Source organism: Haliscomenobacter sp. (assembly GCF_040403615.1).
Taxonomy (GTDB): domain Bacteria; phylum Bacteroidota; class Bacteroidia; order Chitinophagales; family Saprospiraceae; genus Haliscomenobacter.
The window spans coordinates 1-10,903 of sequence record NZ_JBBAKG010000154.1 but is presented as its reverse complement, the minus strand read 5'-3'; the positions used below and the strand labels follow the sequence as shown (position 1 = coordinate 10,903).

Annotated in this window: 10 protein-coding genes; 7 read left to right on the top strand and 3 right to left on the bottom strand. The window is 44.9% G+C overall.

The genetic code is table 11. The features are described from left to right. Positions 1-281 precede the first annotated feature (281 nt). Complete coding sequence (gene mnmG / locus ABW391_RS26955) at positions 282-2,147, top strand: tRNA uridine-5-carboxymethylaminomethyl(34) synthesis enzyme MnmG (RefSeq protein WP_353485015.1); 1,866 nt, start codon at positions 282-284, stop codon at positions 2,145-2,147. Between the two features lie 56 nt (positions 2,148-2,203). Beyond that, positions 2,204-2,644 (top strand): cytochrome B, encoded by a 441-nt coding sequence (locus ABW391_RS26950; RefSeq protein ID WP_353485014.1) that lies wholly within the window; start codon positions 2,204-2,206, stop codon positions 2,642-2,644. A gap of 62 nt (positions 2,645-2,706) precedes the next feature. Here the strand turns inward: ABW391_RS26950 and nadA are convergent, their stop codons facing one another. Continuing rightward, positions 2,707-3,717, bottom strand: a complete 1,011-nt coding sequence (gene nadA, locus ABW391_RS26945) for a quinolinate synthase NadA (protein WP_353485013.1) — start codon at positions 3,715-3,717, stop codon at positions 2,707-2,709. A gap of 260 nt (positions 3,718-3,977) precedes the next feature. On the opposite strand from nadA, the gene ABW391_RS26940 reads away from it, so the two are divergent. The 5 genes from ABW391_RS26940 to ABW391_RS26920 all read left to right on the top strand — a co-directional run bounded on the left by ABW391_RS26940 (position 3,978) and on the right by ABW391_RS26920 (position 9,962). Further along, complete coding sequence (locus tag ABW391_RS26940; protein ID WP_353485012.1) at positions 3,978-4,616, top strand: response regulator; 639 nt, start codon at positions 3,978-3,980, stop codon at positions 4,614-4,616. 48 nt (positions 4,617-4,664) lie between these two features. Further along, the gene (locus ABW391_RS26935) at positions 4,665-5,456 is read left to right on the top strand and encodes a hypothetical protein (protein ID WP_353485011.1); all 792 of its coding nucleotides are present in this window, start codon (positions 4,665-4,667) and stop codon (positions 5,454-5,456) included. A gap of 18 nt (positions 5,457-5,474) precedes the next feature. Further along, positions 5,475-8,546, top strand: a complete 3,072-nt coding sequence (locus ABW391_RS26930; RefSeq protein WP_353485010.1) for a sensor histidine kinase — start codon at positions 5,475-5,477, stop codon at positions 8,544-8,546. A gap of 93 nt (positions 8,547-8,639) precedes the next feature. Next, positions 8,640-9,278: a hypothetical protein gene (locus ABW391_RS26925; RefSeq protein WP_353485009.1), complete on the top strand. Its 639-nt coding sequence runs from the start codon at positions 8,640-8,642 to the stop codon at positions 9,276-9,278. 72 nt (positions 9,279-9,350) lie between these two features. Next, complete coding sequence (locus ABW391_RS26920) at positions 9,351-9,962, top strand: Uma2 family endonuclease (protein ID WP_353485008.1); 612 nt, start codon at positions 9,351-9,353, stop codon at positions 9,960-9,962. Positions 9,963-9,965: 3 nt separating this feature from the next. Here the strand turns inward: ABW391_RS26920 and ABW391_RS26915 are convergent, their stop codons facing one another. After that, the gene (locus ABW391_RS26915; protein ID WP_353485007.1) at positions 9,966-10,313 is read right to left on the bottom strand and encodes a hypothetical protein; all 348 of its coding nucleotides are present in this window, start codon (positions 10,311-10,313) and stop codon (positions 9,966-9,968) included. A 126-nt stretch (positions 10,314-10,439) separates the two neighbouring features. Then, positions 10,440-10,903: CPBP family intramembrane glutamic endopeptidase (locus ABW391_RS26910; RefSeq protein WP_353485006.1), on the bottom strand; the 464-nt coding region annotated here is incomplete at its 5' end.

Sequence of the window (10,903 nt, the reverse complement as noted above, 5' to 3'; positions counted from 1 at the left end):
TCTGCTTTAAGCCCTCATCTTTGGCTTTCTGCACGGACTAAATGGACAGACACTATTTAGAAGCCAATGTAAAAGAAGTAAGCGGGGAATTTTCAAATCATGTACTTTTTCACGTCACAGGAAGCTCTCAATTTGATCGTTTAGCTAAATTAGAACTAAAATGGCGTAAATTAGAATAGCACGTTCTACTCTCCCCTCCGAACGTTTTCCCCCATTTTACTGTTCTATGGCATTAAAACCATCCCTTTTCTTTACCTTTACCCCTTGAAAAATAGCGATTGATGTTTCCCGAATACGATGTGATAGTAGTGGGGGCTGGCCACGCCGGTTGTGAAGCCGCGGTGGCAGCAGCAAATTTGGGCTCCAAAGTGTGCCTTGTGACGATGAACATGCAAACCATCGCCCAAATGTCGTGCAACCCTGCCATGGGTGGCGTGGCCAAAGGGCAGATTGTGCGCGAAATCGATGCACTGGGCGGCTATTCCGGCATTGTGACCGACCACACCATGGTGCAATTCCGCATGCTCAACCGTTCCAAAGGGCCTGCCATGTGGAGTCCAAGGGCGCAAAGCGACCGGATGTTGTTTGCCCGCAAATGGCGCAACATGCTGGAAGCACATCCCAATGTGGATTTTTGGCAAGATATGGTTAAGAGTCTGGTCATTCGCGGTGGAGTTGTACACGGCGTAGTGACCAGCATGGGCCTCGAAATACCCGGTAAAGCGGTGGTACTGACCAATGGAACTTTCCTCAATGGCATCATCCACATTGGTGAAAAACAGCTCGGCGGTGGTCGCGCAGGCGAAAGCGCTGCCAAGGGCATCACCGAGCAATTGGTGGAACTGGGCTTTGAAGCGGGCCGCATGAAGACTGGTACTCCGCCTCGCGTAGATGGCCGTACCTTGAATTATGCCGTCATGGAAGAGCAGCCTGGCGACGACAATCCCAGCAAATTTTCCTATACCGATACGCCCCGCCTCACCAAGCAATTGCCTTGCCACGTTACCTATACCAGCAATGAAGTACACGAGGTACTGAAAACAGGTTTCGATCGCTCCCCGATGTTCAACGGGCGCATTCAGGGCTTGGGGCCGCGTTATTGTCCTTCGATTGAAGACAAGATCAACCGCTTTGCGGACAAGGATCGGCACCAGCTCTTTGTAGAACCCGAAGGCTGGGATACTTGTGAAATATACGTCAACGGCTTTTCCTCCTCCCTGCCTGAAGATGTGCAATACAAGGCCATGCGCCTGATTCCGGGGTTTGAAAACGTCAAGATGTTTCGCCCGGGCTATGCCATCGAGTACGATTACTTTCCGCCAACGCAACTGGAACTGACGCTGGAAACGCGTCTGGTGAAGAACCTCTTTTTTGCCGGACAAATCAACGGTACTACTGGCTACGAAGAAGCTGCTTGCCAGGGCATGATGGCGGGCTTCAATGCCCATCTGGCCATCCAGGAGCAAGACCCCCTGATCATCAAACGCTCGGAAGGGTACATCGGTGTATTGATCGACGATTTGGTCAACAAAGGCACGCAGGAGCCTTACCGCATGTTTACCTCAAGGGCGGAATACCGCATCCTGTTGCGCCAAGACAACGCCGACCTGCGCCTGACTCCCCTCGCCCACAAACTGGGGGTAATGGGCATGGAAGAGCGCATGGAGCGCGTACTTTCCAAAGCAGAATCTGCCCGCAAAATCGAGCGTTTTCTGGATGATTATGGCATTGCGCCTGAGCAAATCAACGCTTATCTGGAGTCTAAAGAAAGTGCAGCTACGCGGCAAAAGGTGAAACTGAGTTCCATCCTGCTGCGCCCCAATATTGGCCTGGACGAGATGCGTGCTGTTGTGCCAGATCTGGATCAATTTCTTCAAGGCCATACGCAGGAATGCATCGAGTTGGCTGAAATCAACATGAAATATGAGGGCTATATCCGCAAAGAACAGGATCTGGTAGACAAAATGAACCGTCTGGAAGAAGTGAAATTGTGGGATACACTGGATTACCACGCTTTACCTTCCTTATCGAAAGAAGCCAGGGAGAAATTGACCCGGGTGCGCCCGCGTACCATCGGCCAGGCCAGCCGAATCAGCGGCATTTCGCCGTCGGACATTTCGGTGTTGTTAGTACACATGGGCCGGTAGGGGCAATCCTTTGTGATCGCCCGCAACAAAATCATTCATCAAATAAACAATATTCTATGTATCCAATGCTTGTACACACCCATTCAGGTTTGCGCTGGGTTGTTTTGGTGTTGCTTTTGGCGGCCATCTTCAATGCCCTGACCAAGATGGGAGGCAAAGCCAGCTATACCAATAAAGACAAACGCCTGGGTCTTTTTGCCCTGATTTTCAGTCACCTGCAATTGGTGATTGGTTTGATTTTGTATTTTATAAGTCCGCGTGTGGTTGCTTTTGGCGACGCGATGGGCGATAAGGTGTTGCGTTTCTTTGCTGTAGAACACCTGACCATGATGATCTTTGCCATTGCGCTGATCACTATCGGGTACAGCCGTGCCAAGCGCAAGGCCAGCGATGCTGGAAAGTTCAGCACGACCTTCTGGTTTTACCTGATTGGTTTGTTGGTGATGTTGGCAGGTATTCCCTGGCCATTCATGAACTACGGAACCGGTTGGTTCTAAGATATTATAAACATCATCCCGGTTTTAGATTCGGGATGATGTTTATCTCAAGTTGAGCACGATTAATGAATATGCCCCGCCTTTTGTGAAATCTCCAACATGCGGTCGATGCATACCCGCCCTTGTGCGATGACCCAATCCGGCAGGATGATCTCCGGCGATTCGTATTTCATGCACAAGTACAGTTTTTCCAGGGTATTCAAACGCATGTGCGGGCATTCGTTGCAGGCACATGCGTTTTCAGGTGGCGCCGGGATGAATACCTTATCGGGCGATGCCTTTTGCATTTGGTGCAAAATACCCGCTTCGGTAGCTACGATGAATTCTTTGGCAGCGCTTTTCTGCGTGTATTTCAGCAAACCGGTGGTAGAGCCGATGTAATGCGCTTTGTCGAGCAAGGGTGCTTCGCATTCGGGGTGCGCAATGAATTCGGCATTGGGATGACGTAGCATCAGCTTGGCAATTTTTTCCTGCGAAAAAATCTCGTGCACCATACAGGCACCGTTCCACAACACCATGTCGCGACCCGTCTTTTTGATCAGGTAAGCTCCGAGGTTTTTATCCGGGGCAAAAACGATCTTTTGGTCTTTCGGAATGCTGTTGATCACATCCACGGCATTGGTGGAGGTACAGCAAATGTCGGTCAGGGTTTTGAGTTCTGCCGAGCAGTTGACGTAGCTGACGACAATGTGATCCGGGTATTTTTCCAGAAATTTTTTGAACAGCGGAGCAGGAGCAGAATCGGCCAGAGAACAACCTGCTTTCAGGTCGGGCAACAAAACCTTCTTCTGTGGAGAAAGCATCTTGGCGGTTTCGGCCATAAAGTGTACGCCCGCAAAAACGATGATGTCGGCATCGGTGTTGGCCGCCTCGCGCGAAAGCCCCAGGCTATCGCCAATGTAATCGGCAATATCCTGAATATCAGATTCCTGGTAATAGTGGGCCAGGATGATGGCGTTTTTTTCTTTCTTCAAGCGGTTGATTTCCGCGAAGAGATCGAGGGTAGGGTCTACCTCCAGGTCGAGGTAGCCTTTTTTCGTTAGGCTTTGTTGGGCAACTGCGATGGCATCCATGTTCGGAGTTTGAAAAGGATTTTTAAAGTTTAAATTACTAATCTGACGCAAAGATAACGCAAAGATAACGAAAATAGTTTAGGCTTATTTTAGAAATCAAACTAAGTGATATTTTTTTTCATTTACTAAAAAAAAGTAGTAGTTTCAACTTTAAGTAGTGGGGCAAAATGAACAATTTATTTTTTTATCGCCCCTAAACACACCCCTGACCACATCATCATGTGGTTGAACCCCGACCTTCCTTTCTTCATCTTTGTGTTATGGAAAACATCAACCTGGCAATCGTGGAAGACGACGCGGTGATCCGCGAAAGTCTGGAAAATTTTCTGGCGGTGCACCCGTCCTTGAAAATAGTACTCATTGCCAAGAGTATGGAGGAGTTTTTGGAGGCCATCAAGGACGCTTCCAGACCGACTCTTGATCTGATTTTGTTGGACATTGAATTGCCCGGTATGTCGGGCATCCAGGGCATTTACCACATCCGACAAAAGTATCCCGAAGTAGACATTGTGATGCTGACCACTTTTGAAGAAGAGGACAAAATCTTTAATTCCCTGTGTGCAGGGGCATGCTCGTACATCTCCAAGCGCACGCCATTGGCAACCATACGGGAAGCCATTTTTACGGTACACCGGGGTGGTTCGTATATGTCGCCTTCCATTGCACGCAAGATTGCCCAGCATTTTATGCCCAAGGAACGCAAAGAAGGAGAGCAGCTCTCAGTGCGCCAAAAAGAAATCGTGCAAGGCATCGTTGATGGTCTGAGCTATAAAATGATTGCTGACAAACTCGACATCTCCATCGATACCGTACGCGACCACATCAAACGGATTTACCGTACTCTGGAAGTGAATAGCAAAGCGGAAGTGATTCGAAAGTCGCTGGAGGGGGAGATTTGAAAAATTGAGCTAGGAACCTACATTTTTAACCAAAAAACACCTAAAACCATGCCTTTTCATACTACAGATGAACCCGGAAAAAAAATTGAGTTTTCAAAAGCAGAAGAGTTGATCAATGAAAATGTGATTGACTTGGGGAGCGAACTTGGAATAAATTCACTTTCTGGGTTCTTACCCGCAGAAATTCTGAACGAAGTACTCAATGATCGTCCAGATTGCGTTGGAATTCGCTTATACAATGCGATCGAAATTAACAGTTTGATTGTGGTTGGTGTTACTGGTTCGGGAGATGAAGTGGATGAAAATCTTCGTGGTATGCCTGGGTATATTATTTCTCGCGGAACAGCCGAACAAATACAAATTGATCGTGTAACACGAAGGTTTGCAGCCGATTCTGTTTGGCAATTTTGGAAATTTGCTGTAGTTTTCGGTGGCCAGGATGCTACCTTTGCCTCTTACTTCAGTGCCCAGGTTATTCGTGAATTGTTGCAGGTTGAAGATTGCAACGGCATTAATTTTCAAACAGTTGGATTATTGGAAAATGGGAAATTTCCATTTACCCATCTAGCGGTACCTGCCAAGCATACACCACTCATCGGGATTGAATTACGTGGTCAGGGAGGAAATTGTATAATTTGCCCGGATCCATGTCCGCCTCGTTGTGCACCAGAAGGGCCAAGCGACAATAACGTTCAGGATGTTGTGCTAACTGAAGCTGAACTCCGTGAGGCAATTCAATCAATGGTAGCTCCTGATGATGTAGTCGAAACTATTGCTGGAACAAAATATTTGATTGCCTGGCAGCGATTGCAAGTGCAAGACGAATCAGATATAGCCTAGCTTTAAACGATAGACATAATGTCTAATAAGTTGCCACAGCCTATGTGGATGTCGAGGAAATGGATAGTTATCTGGCTTTTGGGTTTTATGCAGACATCTTTTGCTCAGCATAAAACCCAACTTCATTTTCAACACCTCAGCAAGGAGCATGGATTTACCACGGGTAATCGTACTTATATGTATTTAGACCATGATGGTCTGATGTGGCTTAGTGCACGAGATGGACTGAATAGTTTTAATGGTCAAGAGATTAAAACATACCCTGAGTTAACCAATAAAACGATTACCAGCACCTTTTTTGAAGACGATAATAAAAACTTATGGTTTACAAGCGCTGAATCAATTTACTGCTATCAACGCAACAAAGGTATTTTTGAGCCTTTTCAGTTAAAATCAGCTAAAAAGGAAGCCATTAAAAAAAAATATACTGCTTTTTATTTTCATAAAAATGGAGATTTATGGGTAAAGATTGAGCAAAATGGAGGAGCTTATCTTTATGTGTTTAATGTAAAAAGTAAAAAATTCAGACGCCTTTTCTCCTTAGAGGGGAATCTCCATTATGCAATTGCAGATCATTTAGGCGAAGTTTCGCATGTCGTTTCAACCCAACTTGGAGGTAAATGGGATGTCCAAATCATAGATATTAAGACAGGAAAACGCCAACAAAAAGCCTTTACCAATTATGCGAACGGCACTGAGGTTCTCAATAATTTAAACACCTGGACATTCAGTGCTTATCCTGAAGGAGATAGTGTTATTTGGGCAGCAGTCAATATGGGTTTAGGCGTTTACTACCCTAAAAGAGATACGGCCTGGATCATCAATGATTATAACGACAAGGTAAAAGTAACCGAACAAGGAATTGGAGAAACGTCGTCCATCGTTCCCTTGACAACCCGTTATCTCTTAGTGACCAGCGAAGCTGCTGGACTATTGGTTTTTGATAAACAAAGTATGAAGTTTGTTGATCAATTTTTAGTGGATCGGAACACCCAATTTGGGCTCACTAGTAATTCATTACAAGAAATATACGTGGATCGATTGCTTACCCTGTGGATTAGTCAAAAAGACAAGGGTATTGCTTACGCAAGTTTAAGTAGCCAAAAAATTGATCAAATTCCCGAGCTTGAGAACAAGTCAATAACCACTGTTTATGAAGATAAAAAGAAAAGAATTTGGGTCAGTACGCTTGATTCTGGGTTCTATTTGCTCAACAAAAATCGGGAGTTGCTTTTACATGATACAAAATTTGAAAATAGTGCATATGCAATGGTGTCCATTTTACCCGAATTCACTGCCCTTGTGGAAGATAATCAAGGTCATTTATGGGCAAATTATCGCAATAGCTTATTGTACTGGAATACTGATGAGAAAAAATTTAATTTTAAATTAGCGTATTTTTTGGGTCAATACGAAGTAATCAACCACATTGGACACAATCAATCCCAAAAATCATTAATTGCGATTCAAAACACCATTGATGAATTAAGATTCAAGGGCAATTCTTTTACTCGTCATCCTTTTCTCAACCTCAAACCTTTTCAACTCCAAAATATTACTAATTTCTATCAGGATGCGCACGGGTACTATTTTATTGCGGACAACTACCACCGCTTGCTGATTCTCCAGAAAAAAAAAGAGCAGCTAAAGAAAGTACTTGATCTGGACAAAGTTGGAGAATGTCATGCTTTTTGTGAAATGCAAGACAAGATTTGGATCGCCACGAGTAAAGGCCTTTATAGCCTGGATCGACGAGCGATTAGTGTGCCGCAAAAAAGCAAACTTCAACCTGCCCCCAATTTGCCCAAGGAAACCTTCTATACTGTCATCCCTGACGCTAAGGGCTACCTTTGGTTGAGTGGCAACAACGGACTGATTCGGTACCACATCCAACAAAAACACTGGGATCGCTTTTCACAAGCGGATGGGCTACAAAGCCAGGAATTCAGCCCCCGTGTCTGGCTTAAAACCTCCAACGGTGAAATCTGGCTGGGTGGGCCTAATGGAATGAATGTATTTCATCCAGATTCAATTAAAAACAGGAATACTTTTCCTCCCTTGATGATTGGAAAAATCAAAATAAATGACGTAGATGCCCCCAGGGCCTGGGGAAATGTTCAGTTGCGCTCAAAAATGCCAAGACTACGGTACCAACAAAATACCCTGTCTTTTGACTTTTTAGCCATCGAATACAACGATCTGGAGTCTATTCGGCTCAAATACCGCTTGATTGGGCAGGATTCCAAATGGATTGAAACCCCAAACCCTGCCTTTGTCCGTTTTTCTAAGTTGTCACCAGGCTCGTACACGCTGGAAGTAATTGCCACCAATGCCGACGGGATTTGGATGCCGGAAAGTGCAGCCAAAAAATTGTCTTTTTACATTCCTACCCCCTGGTGGCGCACCTGGTGGTTTTACCTCCTCTGCATCGCTCTAATCACCATCATTGCCTACGGCATCTTCACTTACCGCCTCCAGCAAGCCCTCAAAATTGAACGCATTCGGGTACGCATTTCCAGCGACTTGCACGACGATGTGGGCACTATTTTATCTGGACTCGCCATGCAGTCAGAAATCCTGGAATTGACCGCACCAGAAAAAAACAAACCCAAGCTTCGGCGCATCAGCGAACTGAGTCGCAGCGCGATGTCGCGCATGCGCGATACCGTATGGGCAATCGATGCCCGCCAGGACAAACTCGAGAACCTGATCGACCGCATGCGCGAGCACGCCGAAGAAACGCTGACCCCGAAAGACATCTTACTCGACTTACAGGTAGATCAACTGGCCATGCACAAGAATGTACCTTCTCAGGTGCGACAAAGCCTGTACCTCATCTACAAAGAAGCCATCACCAACGCGGCCAAACACTCCACAGGGGATAAAGTCAGCGTCAAGCTCCAAAAACTGGGTACCAATGGCCTTGAAATGACCATCCACGACAATGGCCAGGTCAAAATTAAAGACTACAAAACGACAGGGTCAGGATTGGGCAACATGCGCATGCGCGCCGAACAAATTGGCGCCACCTTTCAAGTAGTTACAACCAATGGCTTTTTAATCTCCATCCAATTGCCGCGAATTTCCTAGAACACAGCGACTACCCACATCAAGATGTGGATGCGCAGGGGAGCTGATCCCTGCACCTTTGTAAGGCAAAAAGCACTTACAAAAAAAATCGCTATGTTCTACTTACCAAAATTCAACAAAATCAAAACCGCTCCAGCCTTGGACGTTTATGCCAGCCTATACACCCAGTGCTCTGGTTTCAAGGTCAACCGCGACTATTACGAAAACAATCAGGTTTTTGCCATTCATTGGAAATCCCGCATGGTGGGCGGTTTTGTGCTCGGCACCGGCGATACCCTACGCACCCTGGAGGTATTTGTGGGCAGCGAATACCGCGAGGAAATGTACCAACAAGTCAAAGCCTCCGTACCGCACACCGAAATGTGTTGCTTCTGGATGGATCCCAGCACCCGCAAAAAGACCTGGCTCAATTTCTTTGTCTGGTTTTGTGTGGGGTATGCGCTGTGGGTGTATGGCACTCAGCAACTGATCTTTGGTACCAACTCCGTGCGTTTGGCCGCATTGTACGGTGCTTCTCCCAAATGCGAACTCATTCACAAGGACTTTCTCAATCAAAAACAAACCTTTGTATTCACGGGGCCACGCAAACATTGCCTGTTGGGGGTCGTCCATATTCTGCGCTACAAATTCAAGCGCGTCATCAAGATTGCGAGCAAACGCAACAAATCGGAGCGAAGCCATTCAAAGCAAGGCACCCGGGATTTTAGGATCAGGCATGAGTTTCAATCGTGAGGAGGGGAAGTGACGCGGAACCATTGCATTGATTCGAAAAATGACCTATCTTTAGGTTGCAAAAATGAAAACATGGCAGCGACAAGTTTGCAATACCGGTCTAAACAATCAGTTCTCTTGAACGGCAAATACACCGTTGCTGAATACCTCGAGATTGAAGCTCGTACGGGTGAGCGACATGAATTTTATAATGGTGAAGTAATTCATATGTCAGGAGGAAGCATCAACCACAACCGCATTTCAAAGAATATCTTGCAATATTTGGGTAATGAATTGGATAAAAAAACCGGACTAGAATTGTTTGGAAGTGACCAAAAAATCTTCCTGCCAAAGCTCAATTTTTACCTGTATCCAGACGCCATAGTCGTAGCGGAAACCCCCATAATAGCAGAAAGTGATGCTCAAGCCATTGTCAATCCAATTTTGATTGTTGAAGTTTTGTCTCCCACTACAGAAGATTATGATCGAAAAGATAAATTTTTACGGTATCGATCCTTGGAGTCTTTCCAAGAATATGTACTAGTACAACAAGACCATTCAGAAATATTGACCCTATTTCGTTCCACACCGCACACATGGGAAGAAGAAGAGTTTGTGGGCATTGAAACGACCATTCATTTCAAGTCCATAGATGTCCATTTGCCATTAAGCTTAATATACCGAAATGTAACTTTTGGTGCGTAAGTTTCAATCAGCTTCCTCAGCAGGGACTTCTTTTTCTTTGCTAAATGCCATTCCTACAGCTAGACAGAATAGGACTTTCAACACAATTGACTTTTTCACGAGGGTATCATTGTCCTTCAATGTGTCATAGATCTGAATGATCAGGTCGAAGCCATAAAATACCAAAAAACCGAAAAAAGCTATGTTCTGAACGGTTTCCAATTTTATATCGAGTTGTTTTCGCCAATACAACAGCGCAATGATTGCGGGTTGAGCCACAAACAGAAAATTCCGTGGATCAAGATCGAGCTTGAAGAGTAGCGCTGCGGCGATCAGAAAGTAAGCCAGGAGTATTTTTTTGAAAAGAGGCATGGTCGTGCTGGTTTTAGGAGTTAAAGAATTCTATAATAGAGTCTGCATTATCTGACATAAAAAGTAAGTTGAGGGCATTGTTGAGGGCATGAAAAAAGATGGGCCACTTTTAGTCTATCTGATATTCTAATCTTTTATTAAGTCAAGCCATGATGAAATGTTATTGCACATATAAATGTAATACAGGAAATTATTCAGTGCATGAAACAGTATAGGAACCAGAATATTTTGCGATTTTAGGTAGGCATAGCCCAAGAAAATACCACCCAAAAAACTCCAAACTACTTGATCAGGGCTGACATGAACCAATCCAAAAAGTAAGGCAGAAAACAGTATCGCTGCCCATTCTGATTTATGTTTTAGTAGATATGAGAACATAACACCTCTGAAAATCAGCTCTTCTAAAATCGGAGCGATGAAGACCATGCTAGTAAAAAAAAGACCTGGACTTTGTTTAAATTCGTTTTCAAAAATTGAACCAGAAATACTGGGTAATTTGATCCAATAAGTCAAGACATCCATCACGATAAAAAAAACAAAAAAAATAGCGAATAAATTGATAAAACTATATGCTTTCGTCTTGATTATAG

What these genes read in the sequence shown, in the direction of transcription:
- ABW391_RS26925 (WP_353485009.1), top strand. Translation starts at nt 8,640, where the DNA reads ATGTTCTACTTACCAAAATTCAACAAAATCAAAACCGCTCCAGCCTTG.
- mnmG (WP_353485015.1), top strand. Translation starts at nt 282, where the DNA reads ATGTTTCCCGAATACGATGTGATAGTAGTGGGGGCTGGCCACGCCGGT.
- ABW391_RS26915 (WP_353485007.1), bottom strand. Translation starts at nt 10,313, where the DNA reads ATGCCTCTTTTCAAAAAAATACTCCTGGCTTACTTTCTGATCGCCGCA.
- ABW391_RS26920 (WP_353485008.1), top strand. Translation starts at nt 9,351, where the DNA reads ATGGCAGCGACAAGTTTGCAATACCGGTCTAAACAATCAGTTCTCTTG.
- ABW391_RS26940 (WP_353485012.1), top strand. Translation starts at nt 3,978, where the DNA reads ATGGAAAACATCAACCTGGCAATCGTGGAAGACGACGCGGTGATCCGC.
- nadA (WP_353485013.1), bottom strand. Translation starts at nt 3,717, where the DNA reads ATGGATGCCATCGCAGTTGCCCAACAAAGCCTAACGAAAAAAGGCTAC.
- ABW391_RS26935 (WP_353485011.1), top strand. Translation starts at nt 4,665, where the DNA reads ATGCCTTTTCATACTACAGATGAACCCGGAAAAAAAATTGAGTTTTCA.
- ABW391_RS26930 (WP_353485010.1), top strand. Translation starts at nt 5,475, where the DNA reads ATGTCTAATAAGTTGCCACAGCCTATGTGGATGTCGAGGAAATGGATA.
- ABW391_RS26950 (WP_353485014.1), top strand. Translation starts at nt 2,204, where the DNA reads ATGTATCCAATGCTTGTACACACCCATTCAGGTTTGCGCTGGGTTGTT.